This window comes from Bacillus cereus, assembly GCF_015071065.1.
GTDB lineage: Bacteria > Bacillota > Bacilli > Bacillales > Bacillaceae_G > Bacillus_A > Bacillus_A cereus_BA.
On sequence record NZ_VOVA01000001.1, the window covers coordinates 1,027,373 to 1,048,806 of the forward strand.

Below are 21,434 nucleotides of genomic sequence, written 5' to 3' on the forward strand. Positions count from 1 at the left end.
CTTTTTTATGAGAGGCGATTATTATGTGGAAACAACAAATGCTCAAGACGAACCGCGGCACATTCGAACTTTTTATAAAAGGCGATGGTGAACCACTTTGCATTACACATCACTATTCACAGTTTAATGAGACAGGTGATTATTTTGCAGAAGCTTTTACTCAGACACACCGTGTATTCCTCATTAATTTACGTGATGCTGGTAATTCTGTAAAAGCTCATTCAGAAAATGAATTAAGTATGATTGAAACGATTCATGACTTGGAAGCAATAAGAGAAGCTTTACAATTTCCTACATGGCATTTCGCTGGTCATTCAACAGGCGGTATGCTTGGACTGTTATATGCGATTACATATCCAAATTCACTACAATCATTGGTTGTCGTTGGGGCTGCAGCAAGTAACTATACCGAAACACCATTTTGTATTTATCACCCAGAACATCCGCAGTTTCATTATATGCAAGAACTCATTGAGGACTTAAAAAGCCCCCACCTTACAAATGAAGAGCGAAAAGAATTATCTACTAGACGAACAAAATTATCTTTATATAACCATGAAAACTATAACTCTTATTTTTATAAACCAATTCAAAAAACAATGTCCGCCAGTCGGATGAACGCCTTCTCTCAAGAATATCCTACATTTGATTTAAGAAAGTATTTACCTTCTATTAAAACAAAGACGCTCATTATGTGCGGAAGACACGATGTGCAGTGCCCGATTCAATATTCCATTGAGATACATGAGGGCATACGTAATTCTATTTTTGTGCCATTTGAGTATAGTAATCATTATCCATTTTTAGAAGAAGCCACTCAGTTCACTACTACCACTCAACAATTTTTATGGACGTAAAAGAAATTACGAATTCACAAAGGCAATACGTACATAAAGAGAGAACAAGTTAGTTTATGAGTGCTATTTTACTAAAAGGGGAGAATAGAGTGAAAGAAAAATTATTAAGGGTTGGAACGACTTATATTCCAGTTACCGATGTAGAACTTTCTTCAAACTGGTATGTAAACAAATTGGGAGCACAGTTGAGCTTTAAAGACGAAGACAAGGCTATTGTTGACTTTGCAAACCAAAGCTTTTTTCTGATCAAATCTCAAAATAATCAAAGCTTAAATTTTTTCGATTTTCACGGTGAAGAACGCTTTTCTTTAACATTTGAAGTTAATGGCTTGAATGCACTTGAATCCATTCATAAAGACTTTATGAAAAAAGAAATGATGGTTGGAGAGATTGAAGACAGAGGACATAATGGAAAGAATTTTATTTTTTACGATTTAGATGGGAATAAATTTGATGTTTGGAGTGAATTGAGCCCTATTTTCAAAGAAAAACACCTACTATCACAATAAAATATGTTGATCATTCTAATATGGAATCAACTTTTACGATTGGCGAAAATATTGAATAACATAGATAAAAAGAGACGAGGCTTATTCTATTAAAGCCTCGTTAGCGAGTTAATTTTCAGAAGAAATATTTCATACTATAAACAAAGAAAAGATAAAAGGAACAGAGCACTAAACCTAAATCAATTAATATCGACTTTTTATCTCCCTCTTTTAAACTTATCGTAAAATCAGAAATACTTTTAACCATCCAAAATGCGACCAAAAATAACCAACCAAAATGGTCATTTGTATAATCTTCATCATAAAACATTTGTATTGCACCAATAATTAATAAAATAAGTATGATAGTAGTTCCAATCCTTAAAACCCTGTTTGATTTATTATTCTTTAATTTATCCCCCAAAATCGAGCACTCCCTCTCAAACTATCCTGCCTGTTAGCAAAACAAAGAAGCTTTATCTCTCTTTATATTTTAATATAAATTACCTAAAACACCTTTTTCTAACAGATGTAAGCATTCCCGACAATGACGGTGTTACCCCGCTGCAACACGCTCGTGCACATAATTTTGCAGAGATCGCGAAGATTTTGTTAGAAGAACGTAAATAAAAAGCTAATTTTTGCCTTCCTCCCCACCCTATGCTACATTTAACCCGTTATATAAATACATTAATAGGGTGGGAATACAAATGAACAAACCTCGTATTGGGATGATTGGATTAGGTAGTATTGCACAAAAGGCTTACCTTCCAACACTGACAAAGGAAACCGATTGGACTTTTGTAGGAGCGTTTACACCTAATTCGGAGAAGAGAAAACAAATTTGCCAGCAATATCGTATTCAAGATTTTCATTCTATTGAAACATTAGCTTTGGAATGTGATGCAATCTTCGTTCATAGTTCAACTGCTACACATTATGAAATCGTTTCTGAACTTCTCCAAAAAGGAATCGATGTTTATGTTGATAAGCCGCTAGCTGCTACTACTGAACAAGCAGAAAAGCTAGTTGAAATGAGTGAAAAGTATAATCGAAAGTTAATGGTAGGATTTAACCGCCGCTTCGTTCCTATGTATGTTGCTGCCAAAGAGCAAGCTAATGATACTTCATGGATTCGAATTGAAAAGCACCGTACAAATAAAGTGGGACCATATACGTATGACTTTACTATGCTAGATGATTACTTACATATTGTAGATACTGCTCGCTGGTTAGCTAACGATGACCTTAACGTCGTTCACAATATGATGCAAATCAATGAAAAGAACGAACTTCTTTATGGACATCATACATATACAACTTCAAATGGACTATTACTTTCTACGGCGATGCATCGCCATGCAGGTACAAATTTAGAACAAATCGAACTTGTAACGACAGGTAAAATCATTCGCGTAAAAAATATGAACACATTTGAAGTTGAACAGGAAAATTCAGTTTCCCAAATTGGTTCACCATCCTGGGATACGACGTTAAAACAGCGCGGTTTTGAAGATGCTGTTCGTCATTTTATCGAATGTATACACGGAGATACAAAGCCTATTGTAGATGGATTAGAAGGATTAAAAACACAGCAATTGCTCCAATCTCTACTGCAAGCTGTAAGCAAAAATTAAAACGGATACATTTTTCAGAATTTACTTTCATTCCCATTTCCTCTTTATTTCTCTCATAAATTTCTATAGAATATGTTGATAGGAATTATAAATTTCATATTGAATCGTGGAAAGGATGGGATTGACACATGTGGAACGAGTTTAAAAAATTCGCATTCAAAGGGAATGTAATTGATTTAGCTGTCGGGGTTGTAATCGGTGCTGCATTCGGTAAAATCGTTAGTTCTTTAGTAAAAGATATTATTACACCATTACTTGGTATGGTATTAGGTGGCGTTAACTTTACAGATTTAAAACTTACATTCGGTAAATCATCTATTATGTACGGTAACTTCATCCAAACTATTTTTGATTTCTTAATTATTGCAGCTGCTATCTTTATGTTTGTTAAAGTTTTCAACAAACTAACATCTAAAAGAGAAGAAGAAGAAAAGAAAGAAGAACTTCCAGAACCAACAAAAGAAGAAGAAATTCTTGGCGAAATTCGCGACTTACTAAAACAACAAAACTCTTCTAAAGAGAGAGCATAATTGAACGGATAAAAGGCATGTCCCTCTTGGAACATGCCTTTTTTATATGCTATAACGTTTCCGAATTCATATGAATAAATGCAATAATACCTGCAACCATAAGTACCATAATGCTACCTGCAAATAGTGTAATACCAATAAACATTAAGCTCGTACTTAAATCTATCGAAATACTTTCAGTAAAAATTGAAATTACATACGTGATAAGGGCGATTCCTGCAAGAATACTTCCTGGAACAAATCGCTTTAAGCCATTTTGTTTTAACGTCATATATGCAAAAATAGCAGTCATGCAAAGCGTAATTATCCAAAGAACGATCATCTCTTCTCCCCCCTCACAAGCCTTTTCTTTCTATTATACATGACATTGCCCTATAATAGTTAAATTTGCACTTGTGTGACATATAACAAGGAATACCCCTAGTAGTTAAACACTATTATCCTGAATATGAATAAGAGCTCACAGCTATCGCTGTGAGCTCTTTTATACTTACTTCGTTGAATCTCTAAATTGGATACGGTGAGGTAAGATAACTGAGTGATCTTCTACTTTTTCTTTGTTCATATATTTCGTTAGTAGACGCATTGCTACTGCACCGATATCATACATTGGTTGTACAACTGTCGAAAGCTGCGGACGAACCATTAATGCAAGACGTGTGTTGTCAAAACCAAGCACTTCGATATCAGTTGGTACGTTTAATCCCGCGTCTTGTGCTGCGTGGATTACACCTAGTGCCATTTCATCAGAAGATACGAAGATTGCTGTTGGTTTTTCATCCATACTCCAAAGTCTTTCAAACGCTTCTATACCTGAATCATATGTGTAATCTCCATCAATTATAAGATTTTCATCATATGAAATACCTGCTTCTTCTAAAGCTCTTTTATAACCTTGTAACTTCTTCGCGCTTCCTGCTTTATCAATGAAAGGACCAGAGACGAAACCGATACGTTTATGTCCTTGCTCAATAAAATGCTTCATTGCATCGTAAGCCGCTTGTGTATAATCAATATTTACTGATGATGTTTCATTTTGCTCATCAAATGACGCTGCTAATACAATTGGTACTGGAGATTTTTTGAACTCTTCAACGTGAATATCTGTAATATCTTCACCCATGAAAACAATCCCGTCCACTTGTTTCCCAAGCATCGTATTTAATAAGTGGAACTCTTTCTCTTTGTTTTGATCAGAGTTACTTAAAATGATGTTATATTTGTACATTGTTGCGATATCTTCAATTCCACGAGCAAGTTCTGCATAAAACGTATTTGAGATATCGGGGATAATAACACCCACTGTAGTTGTCTTCTTACTTGCTAGTCCACGTGCTACCGCATTTGGGCGGTATCCTAAAAGATCAATTGCTTCTAATACTTTCTTTCTTGTTGTAGGCTTTACGTTTGGGTTACCGTTCACAACACGTGATACGGTAGCCATTGAAACGTTTGCTTCACGCGCTACATCATAGATTGTTACGTTCATCTCTTCGCACACTCCTTCTATTTATGTTATCTATTTTATGTATCGGTTCACTTGAATGAAAAAAAGACATCAACTCTATTTGCAGATGCCAACAATCGTCCCGAGTTCTTCCTTTTACTAATGATACGATAAAAACGCAGGGTCATACAATATTTTCCCGCAAAAGTTTCGAAAAAATTCGCTTCTTTTCTCGTATTTTCGTATTTTTTATGCAAAAAAGGTCAATTTTTGTAAAAAAGCTATGTAACAAGGGCTACATAGACTAAGAAATCTTTTTATAATTTACTTCCGAATGCTTTTAATTCTTTCATAAACTCATTGAATTCTGGAATGTCCATTTGCTGCGCTGCATCTGATAAAGTGAAACTTTAATCAGTGGGGGTTTTGTTCATCCCCCGCTGATTAATAGTTGAACCAATCGGGCTTTTACGGGCAGTTGATCTCCCACCTAACTTCTTTGCTTCAGCCGAATTTTGAGGTGGGAGTTTTACTGCCCGTTAATGCGGGATAATGCAACTGCTGGGTCTGGATGTACTTCAGCCATAATAACATCAGCACAAATTGCCATAGCCGCTTTTGCAGCCGGTAATAGAGGGTCACGTCGCCCTGTAGAGGGTGTTACATCGACAACGACAGGTAAATGTGTTTCTTTCTTTAAAATTGGCACAGCGGAAATATGAAGCGTGTTACGCGTTGCTGTTTCATATGTGCGAATACCGCGCTCACATAAAATGATATTACCATTCCCCTCTGCCATAATATATTCTGCTGCATTAATAAATTCTTCAATTGTTGCTGATAAACCACGCTTTAATAATATATTGTAAGGTCGATGTTTCAAATGGACCATTATTATTCTCCGCAATTAAATTCAGCAGTTCTCTTTCACGTACAGGGTCAAAACGTTTCACACCTTGTACTTCTTTTAAGTTCCCAACCTCTTGTACATTTCTTCATTAACTTTTTTAAGATAATTTATTGTAGCTGATACATACGAGGTTGTCACACGATATACAACATAGATTCATGTAGTGAACAGATAGAAAAAAGACGTGAAAATAGCATAAGAAGAAAGCAGAAAATCCGTAGTGTAAATTTAAATCCCTATATTCCGGAAAATTTATATAATAAAAAAAGACAGCTTAAAAACTGTCTTTTTTCATTATAGGAAAGAAACAAACGGTTTATCGCTGTTCTTCTCTTTTATAATAACAGCCTCGATTTTATTCTCGGACTTTATCTGTAATTGAACTTTAGCATCTTTAGGGAATTGTTCTAACATACTTTGAGCAGCTATTTGAGAGAGTGCCATTAATTCTGACTTACCGTTATATTTAACGACAATATCCATCTTTAATTTATCCATCTTATTTTGCTTATAAGAAATCTTAGCATTAACAGGGATATAATCTCCTGGAGAAAATGCCTTCATTGCGTCAGAAAATTTCTTTAGCTTATCATTATCTTCTCCATGTGCCCCCTCAAATTCTTGAGAAGGATACGAATATGACTTTTCATCAATAGTATCCCAATTTCCAAGGTTAGTCTCGTTCTTTTGAACAGTAGCGCTTGAAATATAAGTACCATTCTTTAAAGAACTTGTACTTTCTTGCTTGAATATAGCAAACGTAATTGGAGATTTGTTATATTTATCATTTTTATTAATAGCTTCTATAAGTTGCTTAGCAACTTCAGTACCTTTAGAAATAGCTTCCTCATTAGATACATTTGAAGACATAGATAAACCAATAACAACACCAGATAAGCTTAGTTCATTTGAATTCTGTTTGCCGAAGTAGTCCTGTTCTATAATATTAGTCAAAACTGGCACTTCTTGTTTCGTAACTAATTCATCAATTGTTTTCTCTGGAATATATTGATTTAATTGTAATACGTAATTTTCTGTATCGAATTGTTTTGAAGCGATATTCATTAAACCATTTTCATATTCTGCCAAATCTAGTTTAGAATTAGTTTTAACATTAACTGTATTAATTACCTTTTGTTCTTTTAAAGGAATAACAGTTCTATAGTAATCCTTAGAAACAGCAGTTCTTGGAATCATACTTTTTTCTTTCGTATCTTTCTGTACAACTTCATCTTTCTTCTCAATAGTATTATTGCTGCAAGCCCCCAGTAATAAACTTAAGCTTGCGATGCATAACGCCATTTTCTTCATTGCTTAAAACCCACTTTCAAAAGTCAATTTACTTAGTTTTAATGTATCTATAGTGTACCATAAATATATTGCAACAAAATAAAAAAGAAGCAAGCCCTTCGCTTGCCTCCCCCTACTTTACATTCTCTTCTAAAGCTTCTTTTTTAATATTCCAATGCGATGTATGCCATACTACCATTCCATCTTTTATGTATAGCACTTGCGGAGATTCATGCTTAATGCTGTACTGCTCTGCAACATGGTTCGAAACATCTCTCGCATCTTGTACGTATAAGTAATATGCTGGCACTTCTCTTTCTTCACCGCAATACGCTTGAAACTCTGTATATGCACCGTGACTAATTGGGCATGTCGTACTATGTTTAAAAAGAACGTAAGGCTCGTTCTTTTCTACTAACGCTTCAAGTTCTTCAATTGTTTCAATCTTTAACATACTCATCATTACTCACCTCTCATGCGAAGTCTAGAGCGCTTCTCTCTCTTTTCAACCTTCTGCTCAGCTTTCTCAAGTTTACGCTCTTCTTTTTCAATCTTTTTCTCTTGTCTCGTAGCACGATAATGATTGTATACTTCAATTGCTGCGCTGCTCCACTGTACAACTTGTGCTACTTTATCTGCATTATTTTCAATTTCGTCTGTAACAGACTCTGAAACATTGCGAAGCTTCGTATTTAAAGAGTGGATCGTCGTCCCGATTCCATCTACACCTTCTACTACTTTATTTAGTGACTGTGACTTCTGTTGAATATCATCAGCTAACGCATTTGTCTTATGTAATAATTGCTCCGTCTCTACGCTTATTCCTTGCATTTGCTTTTCTAAACCTTCTAATGTACTTGCAACATTTTCTAACGTCTTCTGAACCGATAACAACGTTCTGCATACATACACTACTAATACAGCGAAAGCTACCGCAATAATAGCCGCACTTACATATAAAAGAACTTGCATCTCATCACTTCCTTATCTTTTTCATACTTTCTCCTATTATACAATCATTTTCCGTTTCATTCTAATCTCTATCTTTTCATTAGAATTTTCATACTTATTCGTTAACTGTAACATAAATCATTCAACAAATTCTACTAAGTAGGTTACAATAGGAGAGGATACATAATTAGTAGGGAGGCTTTACATATGAAAGATCCACGTATTGAAAAGTTAGCATACAATTTAATTAACTACTCTATCCGCTTACAAAAAGGTGAGAAAGTATTAATTGAAAACTTTGGCTTACAAAAAGAACTTGTAACAGCACTTGTAAAAGAAGCATATGCAGCTGGTGGTTTTCCATTCGTTTCTTTAAAAGATCATCAAGTAGATCGCTCTTTATTAATGGGTGCTACTGAAGAACATTTCGAACAAATCGCTGCATATGAAGCTAGTGTAATGAAAGATATGGATGCTTACATTGGCCTTCGCTCTGGTGATAACATTAACGAACAAGCCGACGTTCCAAGTGAACGTATGAAAGTTCACGGCCAAACAGTTGGTAAAAAGGTTCATAGAGACATCCGTGTTCCGAAAACACGCTGGGTTGTTCTTCGCTACCCAAATGCTTCTATGGCACAGCTTGCTAAAATGAGCACAGAAGCTTTCGAAGACTTCTACTTCGAAGTATGTAACTTAGATTACGGTAAAATGGATAAGGCAATGGATAGCCTTGTTACATTAATGAATAAAACAGATAAAGTTCGCTTAACTGGCCCTGGAACTGACTTAACATTCTCTATTAAAGACATTCCAGCTATTAAATGCTCAGGTCATTTAAACATTCCAGATGGTGAAGTATATTCTGCACCAGTTCGCGATTCTGTTAACGGTACAGTTTCTTATAACACACCATCACCTTACAACGGCTATACATTTGAAAATGTACAACTTAAATTTGAGAATGGCCAAATCGTTGACGCAACTGCAAACGATTCAGAGCGCATTAACAAAATCTTCGATACAGACGAAGGCGCACGCTACGTTGGTGAGTTCGCAATCGGCGTAAACCCATACATCTTACATCCAATGGGAGACATTCTATTCGATGAAAAAATCGATGGCAGCTTCCACTTCACACCTGGACAAGCTTATGATGATGCATGGAACGGCAACAATTCTAACATCCACTGGGATTTAGTATGCATTCAGCGCCCTGAATACGGCGGCGGTGAAATTTACTTCGACGACGTATTAATCCGTAAAGACGGACGATTCGTTGTAACTGAACTAGAAGCTTTAAACCCAGAGAACTTAAAATAATATGAAAAGCGCTCGGAATTCTATCCGAGCGCTTTTTCATTCATACTCTAATAATTTTTTAGCTACATCTTCTGGTACTTTAAAGCTATTTTTATTTTTTATTTTATTAATTTTCAATTCAACCTCAACATAAGGGACATCTTTATATACTGTCATAGTACCAATTTCATATAACTCTTTTTTATCTTTACCCGATTCCAATAATTTTGGTGTATCCTCTTGATACATTTTAAACGTTTTCCCTTGCGGAGTATCCACAGAAGCCGATTCCATTTCCCACGTATCCATTTTCATTGCTTCAAACAACTTTTTAATTTCTTTCTTATCAGTAATTGTTTTTTTATCACTCGAATCAGTAAGCGATTCAATCTCAATTTTTTGTGCTTTTTCTAAGTTCATATCTGCCTTTTCCTTCTTCGTACTACATCCTATTAAAAGAATAGATGTGGTTAGCAGAAATAAAAACAACATACAAATTTTTTTCATTTCTAATCCCCCTGCACTATATAGAGCTATTTTTCTCGCTTTTTGTTTGCCGAAAATGAAAATAAAATAAAAGCGTCACTGCGATAGTACCTATTAATATTGGAACATATACGGGCAGATCCCATTTAATATATACTCTAGTGCAACCAACAAGCACAAACAAAATAAAGGTTTTACATATTTCATCTCTTACCTACCATTTCTATTTTCACATGTGGATTTTCTCTCTCAACAAGCGATAAAAACTGATCCATATCTTGCGGCATCGCAACCATATGTACTTTATATGCATTCGTCGTAATTTCAAGAGACTTCCCAACTTGACGAATTATTCTTATCTCTTTCAATACGATATCATCATTTAAAACACCGTACTTTAATACACCATTTTCTACTTTATGTTTTTTTATAAATATTTCCCAAACGAGAGGAACATTTACAATGAGACATAATCCCATTCCAATTAGAGCTGAAACCCAATCCCCTTTTCTTGTAAAAAACATTACAATTGGATATACAACCATAAAAGCTAACGTTATACTAACGAAAATTATTCCTGACTTACTTCTTTGAATTGGAAAGTTCATACCTACACCACCTAACCAAATTATACCACAATTTCCATTTTAACTCATAAAAAAGACCATTTATGAATGGCCTTTTAAACAATGTACCTATAAAACTTCTTATCTACCTCTAACACTGGAAAACTTTTTGGCAACCCTTCTATACTCACGCTTTGAAAACCGTTCTTTTCATAGAAACGGTGTGCTGCTAGAAATTTAACTGTTGTTCCTAAATAAATGTCTTCTAAGTTCTGTTCCTTCGCCCAAGAAATCGCTGTTTGAAGTAGCATACTTGATGCACCCCATTCTTTTCCGCGGAACTCTTTCTTCACGAACATTTTTCTTAGCGCTACTTGATGCTTCCCTATATCTAATAAAGCTATCGTTCCAACTACTTTACCATCATAAGTTGCTACCCAAAAGCTTCCGTGATCCCTTTGATAGAACGTTTCTATTTCTAGTAAGTCCGGCTGCTCTTCTTTCGTAATGGGGACATTGTACTCTTTTTGCTGAATATGAACAATGAGCTCTACTACTTCATCTTGAAACTTACTTTCATATGGAATGATACAAATCTTCTCGTTCATCGAATCTCCTTCCATTCTGAAGCTAGTAAACTATAGACAGCGATATCTTGAAAATGATCATATAACCATTCATCATCTCTTAAAATACCATCTAACTTAAACCCTAAGCGTTCTGGAATTGCACGGCTTTTCGCATTTTCAACACCGCAACGAATTTCAATTTTATTCAGTTTCAAATTATCAAATGCATATTGAAGCACAGCCTTCACACTACGCGTCATAACACCTTTTCCTCCAGCATCTTCTGCAAGATAATATCCAAGACTCGTCGCTTTCTTCCCCCAGCTCACCGGATGAATGCCCACCATTCCAACCAGTTTTCCTTTATAACGTATACCACTTTCAAAACCGTCTCCCTCTGCAAATTTCTTTAACCACATCGGAAAAATCTCATCATAAGCATTAGCAGATTTCGTCCCGTCTACCCAAGGAAGCCATCTTCTTAAATGATTACGGTTTTGATCTAATAATTCATATAGTTCCTCTTTATGATGTTTTTCTAATAGTTGTAGTTCGATTTCATCATCTACTCGGAGTGTGAACATGTTTTTAGCTCCTTTTATTTTTCTTATTATTCTAACATTTTTAGATAGAAAATGTTAAATATTCACACTTTCTTTCGAATTTATCTTAATAAGGCCAGAAGAATATAGTACTCCCGTAATCACTAATATCATACCTACACATTGTGCGACAGTTATATTTACTCCTTCTATAAAAGAAATAATTATAGTAACAACAGGCACTAAATTAAAAAACAATGATGTTCTCGCTGCACCAATTTGAGCGATTCCATTATTCCACCATAAGTAACCAAGCACACTCATTCCAATTGCCATAAAGATGATAGATATCCAAGCTAATAGAGGAATTTCTAACACTGGTACTACACTCCTTTGCGTGAAAGATATCATAATAAAAGCAAGTGCCCCAATAGTCATCGTATATGTCGTCGTTTGTATTGGACTACCAGTTTTAATAAATCTTCTACTTAATACGCCGTATAGCGCCCAGCAAATATTCCCTAACAAAATATAAAAATCTCCTTTTGAAAATGATAAATTTTGCAGTATCGCAAACGAACCTTGTGTAAGAACGAAAACAACACCAAGTAGTGCAAGTAGCATTCCGATTGCTTGGCGTTTCACTATTTTCTCTCGCAAAATTACGCTTGCTAATAGCGTCGTAACAAGTGGATTTGTCGCCATAATAAGTGATCCATTAATAGCCTCCGTATTTTTCATTCCTAAAAAGAAAAATACATTAAAGCCGAACACACCAACTATGCCAAGCAAGAGATAATAAACAAAATTTTGTTTCCATACTTCTTTCTCGAAATCTTTTCGTATTTTCAAAAGACATAACATCACAAGTGCAGCAATTCCAAAACGCCATGCCGCTATATGAATCACTTCGAAATATTGTACAGCATATTTCGAAGCGTTAAATGTTCCACCAGTGAAAATCGCAAACCCTAATAACTGAGCATACACTTTATTTTTCATTGGCACCCTCCACATCTTTTCCTTCCAGAAAACCGTAATAAATTTCTAATTTCTCCTCTGTTAATTCGACGACTTTTTGCAATTGCTCCTGCTGTTCCCTTAAACGATCTAAGTGTGTTGTTAAAATTGAAATCCTCTTTTTTACTTTTGCAGGTACTTCCTCTTTCCGCTGTCTAATCTCCTCTATAATACATCCGTCACTTGCAAACTCAGCCATCTCTTCTAAAGACATTCCTGTTTGCTTTAATGAATATAAAAATTTTAATAGGCGCACATCACCTTCTGTATACTGACGAATACCACTATTTCGCGTTGGTGGTGGTAATAAGCCTAATTTCTCATAATAGCGCAAAGTGTGAATACCCATCCCCGTTAATTCTGCTACTTCACCGATTTTATACATATTCTCTCCCCCTTGTTTTTACATTTTCATCTTACAACCTAGAGTTAACTCTAGGTCAATACATAAATAAAAATCGAGCACAACAAAAAGACGCACAGCCATAGCTATGCGTCTTTCTTCTTACTTCTCTGCAACTTGAACTTCTTTTACGTAAGCTGCTTCGAATTTTTGGATGTCACCTGCGCCCATGAAAATAAGAACGCCGTTTTTATGTTTCTTTAATACCTCTGTTGTTGTATCTGTAATTAGTTCTGCACCGTCAATACGCTTTTGCAGATCTTCAATTGTTAATTCACCTTTGTTTTCACGTGCTGATCCGAAAATATCACATAAGTATACTTGGTCAGCTTTACTTAGGCTTTCTGCGAACTCATTTAAAAATTTCTCTGTGCGTGAAAATGTATGCGGCTGGAATACAGCGACAACTTCACGCTCTGGATGTTTTTGACGAGCTGCTTCAATCGTTGCATTAATTTCTGTCGGATGGTGTGCATAGTCATCAATGATAACTTGCTCTCCCATCGGTTTTTCATTAAAGCGACGTTTAACACCTTCAAATGTTGTTAGTTGATGTTTAACTGCTTCTACATCAACGTTTTCGTAGTGGCAAAGCGCGATAACTGCTAATGCATTTAATACGCTGTGATCGCCGTATCCTGTAATTTTGAACGTGTCATAATACGTATTACGAACGAATACATCGAATATAGTACCATCAGTTCTCTTTTGAATGTTACGTGCTTGGAAATCATTATCTTCTCCAAATCCATAGAAAATAACAGGTACTTTCGCTTGAATTTTTTGGAGTTCTTCATCATCACCACATGCAATAATACCTTTTTTCACTTGCAATGCCATCTCTTGGAATGCATTAAATACATCATTGATGTCTGTAAAATAATCTGGATGATCGAAATCGATATTTGTCATAATTGCATAGTCTGGATAGTAAGACAAGAAATGACGACGATACTCACAAGCTTCAAATACAAAATACTTACTATTTTCTACCCCATGCCCAGTTCCATCTCCAATAAGGTAAGATGTTGGGTGTGCACCTTGCATTACATGGGCTAACAAACCTGTAGTTGATGTTTTTCCATGTGCACCAGTTACAGCAACACTTGTGTACTGATTCATAAGGTCACCTAAGAAGTGATGATAACGATGTACTGGGATATTTAATTCTTTTGCTGCTACGATTTCTTCATGCGTATCAGGAAATGCGTTTCCCGCGATAATCACTTGTCCTTCTTTAATATTATTTTTATCAAAAGGAAGGATGGAAATACCACGCTTTTCCAATGCTGTTTGTGTAAAGAAACGCTTTTCATAATCAGACCCTTGAACAGTATGCTTCATGTCATGAAGAATTTGTGCTAATGAACTCATTCCTGTTCCTTTAATTCCTACAAAATGGTAAACTGTCATCTTAAAGAACCTCCAACATTTCGAACTAATACAACGGCCTATCTATAAAGACAGTATATGAATCTTTTCTTATTTTGGTAATCATCATACATTCCTGATGCAGTGAATTTCTTTTTATATTCACTTATCAGTGATAAACTCGTACGTACTTCTTTTATGTCCATAACACATTTATTATAGCAAAAAACAAGCCGCTATACTATGATAACAGAAAAACTGATAGGGTCAATCACCTATCAGTTTTTCTCACTTTTACATATCTTCTTTTGTTTCTAATTGAACACGCTCTAGATGTGGATTTGGACGGTATTTACGACCAGCTTTTGCTTCTGGTTTTCCATTTAATTCTACGTTATCACCAGTAAAACCAATATTCATTTTTAATAAGCTACTTCCTACTCCGTATATATCGACAGGAACATTTTGAGCTTCAAATTCACGAATACGCTTCTCATCAAACCCACCAGTCACAACGATATCTACATGTTGGAACCCTTCCTGATCAAGAGCCTTACGAAGTGCAAATACAAGTGATGGATTTACACCACGTGGATCGAATGTTCCAAGTACTTCTGGGTGACGAATGAAGTATTGATCAATCATTGTACGAGACGTATCGACACGTACACCTTTTAATGTTGATCCAAATTCACGCGCTACGCGAAGTGCATCTGTAATGACATCATTGTTATAATCAATTAGTACGACTAATTCATCTTTTGGGAATTTTTTATGATATGCTTTTGCTGCTTCAACAACATCACCATTAAACATTTGAATTAAAGCGTGAGGCATCGTCCCCATACCACTTCTGCCCCACCATTCATTCATTGCATGCGTCGCTTGCGCGCTCATACCTCCGATGTATGCCGCATAACCGTCACCAGCTTGTTGAGTATAATGATCGTCACGATCTCCCATGAAAATAACCGGTTTTTCTTTATCTACACTACGTGCAGCTTGGACAACGTTATATACGTTTGTCGCAACTGATGTACGACGAGCTAAAATCCCATCAATTACACCTTCTAAAAAGCCGAAGTATTCATAAGGACCATGAATTGTTAAAACTGTTTCAAACGGACTAATATTATCGCCATCCTTTAAAGAATGAATTTCTAATTCCTCAGGATTTTTGGCGAATGTTTGTAGCAATGCGATTACCTCATCTGCTCCGCAAAGAACTGCATGTTCTTTTTGAAAAAACTGCATTGTTACAACACTTTTCGGGCGAAATTCTTCAATGATTTCTCTAGTTTTCAAAAAGTAAACGGCAGAGAACCAGCCTTCTCCAACACGTTCATCAAATTTAAATGTTTTATTTGTTAGTCGATTTATTTCACCTTTTAATTTTAATTCAATTTCTTTCATGTCGCTTTACTCCCTACTTTACTATCCAACATTTTCTCTTAGTATACAGCAAAACCGTTTACTATACATTTGTTTCCTGCATAGCAGCGAATTCATCCTCAGAAATAAGGACATCTCTCGGTTTCGTTCCTCTTCCTTCAGAAATAATCCCTTGCGATTCCATCTCTTCAATTAGACGTGCCGCGCGATTATAGCCAATGCGGAATTTTCTCTGTACAGAAGATGTGGACGCTCCCCCTTGCTCTACAACAAATTGACATGCATCAAAAAACAGTTCATCTTCCGACTCAGCCTGCTCTGATTTTGCTAATAAATCCTCTTGCTTAAATAAGTAGTTTGGCTTCATTTGCTTTTTCACATGATCCACTGTTCTTTCAATCTCATCATCTGATACGTATACACCTTGTACACGAACTGGTTTAGACGTGCCGTTTCCTAGAAATAGCATATCACCACGGCCAAGTAATTTCTCCGCGCCCCCAATATCGATAATCGTACGCGAATCAACTTGAGATGATACAGTAAACGCAATACGCGTTGGAATGTTTGATTTAATTAAACCTGTAATAACGTCTACAGATGGACGCTGCGTCGCAACTAATAAGTGAATACCACAAGCACGAGCTTTTTGTGCAATACGACAAATCGCTTCCTCAACATCACCAGGAGCAACCATCATTAAGTCCGCTAACTCGTCAATGACGATTACAATATAAGGTAATGTCTCACCTGGGATTTCTCTCCCACTTACAATCGTATTGTAACGAGTTAAATCACGAGCGCCAGCATGAGCAAACAATTCATAACGACGTTCCATCTCTTCAACCGCCCACTTTAACGCAGCTGTAGCTGCTTTTACGTCAGTAATAACAGGTGCTACAAGATGTGGAACAGAATTATATGGTGCCAGCTCAACCATCTTCGGATCAATTAGTATCAACTTCACTTCATGCGGCTTCGCTTTATATAAAATACTCGTTAAAATCGCGTTAATGCACACACTTTTCCCTGAACCAGTGGCACCCGCAATAAGTCCATGTGGCATTTTTCGAATATCCGTTACAATTGGATCACCTGAAATATCAAGCCCCAGCGCAACTGTAAGCGGTGATTCACTCTTTGTAAATACAGGACTTCTTAAAATTTCACGCAGGAATACTGCTTTACTCTCTTTATTTGGCACTTCAATTCCGATTGCGCTCTTCCCTGGAATTGGCGCTTCAATTCGAATATCTTTCGCAGCTAAACTTAGCTTAATATCATCACTTAAATTTGTAATTTTATTTACTTTCACACCTGGGTCTGGTTGCACTTCAAAACGAGTTACCGCCGGCCCTTGTGACACATTAATAACATGTGCTCCAACATGGAAATTATTAAATGTCGTATTTAATAATTCTTCCTGTTCTTCTAGCCACTCTCTATTATCTAATGCTGCCTGTTGTGGAATCGACAACAACGTTAATGACGGAAGTTCATACTTCGGTGGCGTTTGTAGTACGTTGCGCACATCGTTCTCTCTTTGATTTACAACATATGCTTTCTCTTGTACTTCCTTACTTGAAATTGGCTCTTGTACTTGTTCAGCCACCACTACTTGCTGCATCGGCTTTTCTTCCACTCGCGGTTCTACCACTACTTGCTGCATTGGTTTTTCTTCCACTCGCGGTTCTACCACTACTTGCTGCATTGGTTTTTCTTCCACTCGCGGTTCTACCACTACTTGCTGCATTGGTTTTTCTTCCACTCGCGGTTCTACCACTACTTGCTGCATTGATTTTTCTTCCACTCGCGGTTCTACCACCACTTGCTGCATTGGTTTTTCTTCCACTCGCGGTTCTACCACTACTTGCTGCATTGGTTTTTCCGTTACTCGTTCACCGACAGTAGATTGCGTTACGTTCGTTCTTACCGCATGTCTTTCCATTAACTTCTTTCTGTCTTGTTTTAACATGACAACGTTAAATGGGACATGACGCTTTTTCTCACGTTTCGGCTCTTCTTTTTGTGCAGCAGGCTGTTCTTCAACAACTTGTTTCTTTTCTTCAACTTCTTCAATTAAAACATTCGCAAAGCTTTGAACATCTTTCTTCGTTTGCTCATCTGCTTCTGAAACTGGTACGAATACTTCACTTTCTTCCATGAACTCAATTGTTTCTTGCTGAGAAATCACTGGTTGCTCTTCAACTGCTATATTTTCTAACGACTCTGTATTCATCGTTTCTTCAATTACTTCTTCTTGCGGAGTTTCCTCTAATGCGAATTCCGTAACTGATTCTATTCCCTTAGATTCCTCTAATTCCACAACCTCTTCTGCTTCCTTAGATTCCTCTAATTCCACAACTTCTTCCGCTTCCTTAGATTCTTCTAATTCCACAACCTCTGCTACTTCCTCAGATTCTTCTAACTCCGCAACTTCTTCTGCTTCCTCAGATTCTTCTAATTCCACAACCTCTTCTGCTTCCTTAGATTCCTCTAATTCCACAACTTCTTCCGCTTCCTTAGATTCTTCTAATTCCACAACCTCTGCTACTTCCTCAGATTCTTCTAACTCCACAACTTCTTCTGCTTCCTCAGATTCTTCTAATTCCACAACTTCTTCTGCTTCCTTAGATTCCTCTAATTCCACAACTTCTTCCGCTTCCTTAGATTCTTCTAATTCCACAACCTCTGCTACTTCCTCAGATTCCTCTAACTCCGCAACTTCTTCTGCTTCCTCAGATTCTTCTAATTCCGCAACTTCTTCCGCTTCCTCAGATTCTTCTAACTCCACAACTTCTTCTGCTTCCTTAGATTCCTCTAATTCCACAACCTCTTCCGCTTCCTTAGATTCTTCTAATTCCACAACCTCTGCTACTTCCTCAGATTCTTCTAACTCCGCAACCTCTTCTGCTTCCTCAGATTCTTCTAACTCCACAACTTCTTCTGCTTCCTCAGATTCTTCTAACTCCGCAACTTCTGCTACTTCCTCAGATTCTTCTAATTCCACAACCTCTTCTGCTTCCTCAGATTCTTCTAACTCCGCAACTCCTGCTTCTTCCTTAGATTCTTCTTCAAAAGCATCTGGTATTTCTATAGTAATTGTTTCTTCAAGCTTTTCATCTGCTTCTACAATCACTACATCTTCTAAGGATTCTTCTTCGACTTGATTTGCTGCAACTTCAGCAACAGTTTCTTCTATTTCTGTATTACATTCATTTTCTTCTGTTAATATCGAATACACGTGCTCTACTTTAGAATCTATTGACTCTTCTTGTAAAGTTTCTTCGTTATCTTCTGTAGATGATAACGCCACTACATCTTGCTCCTGCTTCAAGGCTTGTACAATTGTAGCCTCTTCTTCCACATGCTGTCCTACTGTTTTATGAAGCAAATCATCACTTAGGCTTTCTTCTAATGAAGGGGCTTGACGTTCAACTTCGTAACCGTTTTTCTCTAACCATGCATCCACAACCGATTTTTCTTCTACTTTATTACTTCGTTCGTTCACTCCGTTCTTAACAGATGAACTTCCTTGTAGAACTCCCGAAAAGTCAGATAATGTATATCCCTTTTTCTCTAACCATGCGTCAACAACAGCTTTTCCTTCAACAGATATTTCAAGATCGTCTCTTTCCTTTTCTTCCTCCTGCACAACCTTCGTTTCTACTGAAGGACGGTTATATCCATAAATCGGAGAAATCATTTCTGTTGGACGAAATGGTCTACGGTTACTTTCTTGCGACGGTACGAATGCTTTTTTTACGACAGGCTCTGGTTCCGGTTCATATTGCAATTCCGGTTCCTCATATGTAGGTGCTTCTGTTTCCACATACGGTCGTCTGCTTCTTTCCACTTTTATTCCTCTTTGAGTAGGCTGTTCTTCATATGCTCTTCTTTGAATAGGTTGTTCTTCAAAGTTAGGCAGTTCTCTTACATCCTCCTCATCGAAGCCATTATCTGGTATTAATGGAAAACGACATTTCCCTGCATTCCGACTTACCATTTGTGCTTCTCTTGCTTCAGTATAGTGGTTTACACGAGGAATTTTCGGCTGACTTGCAATTTGCTTTGGTACTTCTTTATTCATCGCTGTTTTTTCTTCCTCTTTGTTAAACAGCTTTTTCATCCAATCTAACATGCTTACCACTCTTTCTACTAAATAGTAACAACCTTTATTGTATCAGCATTCGGCAAAAAGTGCAGGTAAAATTAAGCATATTAACTTTATCCATAATATTCTAATTTACGAGTGTTTTGTATATAGAAAAAAGCAGCCTTCCATATAAGACTGCTTTTTAAGCTTTATTTTTCCGATATTCATCTACACTATCCGTCACGCTTTGTAATAAAGAATTTACATACTGTGGATCAGATAATTTTATGTCTTCTTCTGGGTTTGACATAAATCCGAGTTCTAATAGTACTCCAGGTACTTTCGACCAATTAAATCCAGAAAGGTCATCTCGAAATTTAATTCCATTTACTTTCACCTGATGATTTCCCCTCATTTTGTTTACAATTGTTTGGGAGACTTGAAGACTTTCAGCATAGATTTCTTTCGTATATTGATTTCCTTCTGCTGGCGTCAATACAGCGAACCCACTTTGGTTTGGATTTTCAGAACCGTCCGCGTGAAGACGTAAAAATAAATTCGCCTTATGATCATTCGCGAATGTCGCTCGTTCCTTATTACTTATATCAACCTCATGTGACGTTCTCGTCATCAATACTTGTATACCTTTTGCTTCCAGTTTTTCTTTCAATATAAAAGCCATCTCTAATACAAGAACTGATTCCCTCTTTTTCGTTACAACTCCCGCTGTTCCGTCTGTTACTTTATATTTTTGCGTAGTTGCTCCTGGACCAATTGGCTCTAAATTTAAATTCGCTTTTTGTTGATGCCCTGGATCAATAACGACGAGAAACTTTTCTTGTTTCTCCTTACTCTCTACTTTTTGTTCATTATTTTGTACAGGCTGTTCAGTTGTCTGCGCCGGCGGGATTTCCTCTGTCTTTTCTTTGGCCGACACTTCCTCCTGCTTAAGTTCAGCTTGCTCACTCGTTTGAATTGCTTGCGGTTCTTCTTTCTTTTCTTGTTCTTCTTGCTGCTTTTCTACCGGTGCGTTTTCTTTTTTATCGTTGTTTTTTTCTTGTACAGAAGATGTTGTTTCTTTTTTCGGTTGTTCTTGTGAACAACCTCCCATATATATCCCAATGGCTGCAATAGCGCTCATTATTTTTATATACTTCATTTTTCTCTCCTATCACTTTGCACCGGACTCAAAGCATTTTCTTATAGTATTTTTATAATATCATCCATATTCCCGATATAAATCGGTTGCCACGTTTCCGTACCGCGCTCAGCTGTATAAACAGGGTAAGTATCTTCATCTACATTAACGAAAACAGGATCTCCCATATCCGTTTCATATCCAATAACAATCCATCCTTCTTGCCATTTTCCGCTTTCATTGCTTATTAATGAATTTTTATGTTTATCATATCGGTAACCGATTTGCCCTTTTTCTAATTCACTTTCACTAAACACATATATTTCATAGGAACCTAACTCGATATCTTGCTGTTTTGAAGTTTCAATTCGTTTCAGAAGTTCTGCAATTTTTGGTTGTTGTTTCATACGTCTATCCCCTTCTTTTTTCTAAATTTTAC

At 36.5% G+C, this 21,434-nt stretch carries 22 protein-coding genes and 1 pseudogene; 5 read left to right on the forward strand and 18 right to left on the reverse strand.

What is annotated here, in order from left to right; genetic code table 11:
• Positions 1-23 precede the first annotated feature (23 nt).
• Complete coding sequence (locus FT637_RS05380) at positions 24-857, forward strand: alpha/beta fold hydrolase (RefSeq protein WP_193645412.1); 834 nt, start codon at positions 24-26, stop codon at positions 855-857.
• An 89-nt stretch (positions 858-946) separates the two neighbouring features.
• On the forward strand, positions 947-1,366 hold the full coding sequence (locus tag FT637_RS05385) for a VOC family protein (protein WP_193645413.1): 420 nt from the start codon (positions 947-949) through the stop codon (positions 1,364-1,366).
• Positions 1,367-1,481: 115 nt separating this feature from the next.
• On the opposite strand, the gene FT637_RS05390 is transcribed toward FT637_RS05385, so the two are convergent.
• The gene (locus FT637_RS05390; protein ID WP_193645414.1) at positions 1,482-1,769 is read right to left on the reverse strand and encodes a hypothetical protein; all 288 of its coding nucleotides are present in this window, start codon (positions 1,767-1,769) and stop codon (positions 1,482-1,484) included.
• A gap of 286 nt (positions 1,770-2,055) precedes the next feature.
• Between FT637_RS05390 and FT637_RS05395 the strand changes: the two genes are divergently transcribed.
• Together FT637_RS05395 and mscL are read left to right on the forward strand one after the other, a co-directional pair.
• The gene (locus tag FT637_RS05395; protein WP_193645415.1) at positions 2,056-2,982 is read left to right on the forward strand and encodes a Gfo/Idh/MocA family protein; all 927 of its coding nucleotides are present in this window, start codon (positions 2,056-2,058) and stop codon (positions 2,980-2,982) included.
• Positions 2,983-3,110: 128 nt separating this feature from the next.
• Entirely contained in the window at positions 3,111-3,512 is a 402-nt protein-coding gene (gene mscL, locus FT637_RS05400; protein ID WP_193645416.1) for a large-conductance mechanosensitive channel protein MscL, read from the forward strand.
• A 49-nt stretch (positions 3,513-3,561) separates the two neighbouring features.
• On the opposite strand, the gene FT637_RS05405 is transcribed toward mscL, so the two are convergent.
• From FT637_RS05405 to FT637_RS05435, 6 genes and pseudogenes are all read right to left on the reverse strand, one after another.
• A complete protein-coding gene (locus FT637_RS05405; protein ID WP_002112306.1) occupies positions 3,562-3,834 on the reverse strand; it encodes a DUF3917 domain-containing protein in 273 nt (90 codons plus the stop codon).
• Positions 3,835-4,002: 168 nt separating this feature from the next.
• Entirely contained in the window at positions 4,003-5,001 is a 999-nt protein-coding gene (gene ccpA / locus FT637_RS05410; RefSeq protein WP_193645417.1) for a catabolite control protein A, read from the reverse strand.
• A gap of 505 nt (positions 5,002-5,506) precedes the next feature.
• Positions 5,507-5,821, reverse strand: a pseudogene (locus FT637_RS05420) (chorismate mutase); the annotation flags it as partial.
• A 342-nt stretch (positions 5,822-6,163) separates the two neighbouring features.
• Positions 6,164-7,180 (reverse strand): CamS family sex pheromone protein, encoded by a 1,017-nt coding sequence (locus tag FT637_RS05425; RefSeq protein WP_193645418.1) that lies wholly within the window; start codon positions 7,178-7,180, stop codon positions 6,164-6,166.
• Between the two features lie 112 nt (positions 7,181-7,292).
• Positions 7,293-7,619, reverse strand: coding sequence for a bacillithiol system redox-active protein YtxJ (gene ytxJ / locus FT637_RS05430; RefSeq protein ID WP_193645419.1), 327 nt, complete (start codon positions 7,617-7,619; stop codon positions 7,293-7,295).
• A gap of 2 nt (positions 7,620-7,621) precedes the next feature.
• Positions 7,622-8,131, reverse strand: coding sequence for a DUF948 domain-containing protein (locus FT637_RS05435; RefSeq protein WP_193645420.1), 510 nt, complete (start codon positions 8,129-8,131; stop codon positions 7,622-7,624).
• Between the two features lie 186 nt (positions 8,132-8,317).
• On the opposite strand from FT637_RS05435, the gene FT637_RS05440 reads away from it, so the two are divergent.
• On the forward strand, positions 8,318-9,433 hold the full coding sequence (locus FT637_RS05440; RefSeq protein WP_002034367.1) for an aminopeptidase: 1,116 nt from the start codon (positions 8,318-8,320) through the stop codon (positions 9,431-9,433).
• Between the two features lie 36 nt (positions 9,434-9,469).
• Here the strand turns inward: FT637_RS05440 and FT637_RS05445 are convergent, their stop codons facing one another.
• The 11 genes from FT637_RS05445 to FT637_RS05495 form a co-directional block, all read right to left on the reverse strand.
• Entirely contained in the window at positions 9,470-9,919 is a 450-nt protein-coding gene (locus tag FT637_RS05445; protein WP_193645421.1) for a hypothetical protein, read from the reverse strand.
• Positions 9,920-10,101: 182 nt separating this feature from the next.
• Positions 10,102-10,506 carry a PH domain-containing protein gene (locus FT637_RS05450; RefSeq protein ID WP_193645422.1) on the reverse strand — a complete coding sequence of 135 codons (405 nt, stop codon included), beginning with the start codon at positions 10,504-10,506 and terminating at the stop codon, positions 10,102-10,104.
• Positions 10,507-10,580: 74 nt separating this feature from the next.
• Positions 10,581-11,072, reverse strand: a complete 492-nt coding sequence (locus FT637_RS05455; RefSeq protein WP_193645423.1) for a GNAT family N-acetyltransferase — start codon at positions 11,070-11,072, stop codon at positions 10,581-10,583.
• On the reverse strand, positions 11,069-11,617 hold the full coding sequence (locus tag FT637_RS05460) for a GNAT family N-acetyltransferase (protein ID WP_193645424.1): 549 nt from the start codon (positions 11,615-11,617) through the stop codon (positions 11,069-11,071). Before FT637_RS05460 ends, FT637_RS05455 begins: the two co-directional genes overlap by 4 nt.
• A gap of 54 nt (positions 11,618-11,671) precedes the next feature.
• Positions 11,672-12,577, reverse strand: a complete 906-nt coding sequence (locus tag FT637_RS05465; protein ID WP_193645425.1) for a DMT family transporter — start codon at positions 12,575-12,577, stop codon at positions 11,672-11,674.
• Complete coding sequence (locus FT637_RS05470) at positions 12,567-12,980, reverse strand: MerR family transcriptional regulator (protein ID WP_193645426.1); 414 nt, start codon at positions 12,978-12,980, stop codon at positions 12,567-12,569. The genes FT637_RS05465 and FT637_RS05470 overlap by 11 nt, the downstream gene beginning before the upstream one ends.
• 120 nt (positions 12,981-13,100) lie before the next feature.
• Positions 13,101-14,411 carry a UDP-N-acetylmuramate--L-alanine ligase gene (murC, locus tag FT637_RS05475; RefSeq protein WP_193645427.1) on the reverse strand — a complete coding sequence of 437 codons (1,311 nt, stop codon included), beginning with the start codon at positions 14,409-14,411 and terminating at the stop codon, positions 13,101-13,103.
• A 252-nt stretch (positions 14,412-14,663) separates the two neighbouring features.
• On the reverse strand, positions 14,664-15,782 hold the full coding sequence (locus tag FT637_RS05480; protein WP_193645428.1) for a nicotinate phosphoribosyltransferase: 1,119 nt from the start codon (positions 15,780-15,782) through the stop codon (positions 14,664-14,666).
• A gap of 61 nt (positions 15,783-15,843) precedes the next feature.
• The gene (locus FT637_RS05485; protein ID WP_193645429.1) at positions 15,844-19,902 is read right to left on the reverse strand and encodes a DNA translocase FtsK; all 4,059 of its coding nucleotides are present in this window, start codon (positions 19,900-19,902) and stop codon (positions 15,844-15,846) included.
• Between the two features lie 157 nt (positions 19,903-20,059).
• Positions 20,060-21,016 carry an N-acetylmuramoyl-L-alanine amidase gene (locus FT637_RS05490; protein WP_193645430.1) on the reverse strand — a complete coding sequence of 319 codons (957 nt, stop codon included), beginning with the start codon at positions 21,014-21,016 and terminating at the stop codon, positions 20,060-20,062.
• Positions 21,017-21,057: 41 nt separating this feature from the next.
• Positions 21,058-21,402 (reverse strand): thiamine transporter, encoded by a 345-nt coding sequence (locus tag FT637_RS05495; RefSeq protein ID WP_193645431.1) that lies wholly within the window; start codon positions 21,400-21,402, stop codon positions 21,058-21,060.
• Positions 21,403-21,434 lie beyond the last annotated feature (32 nt).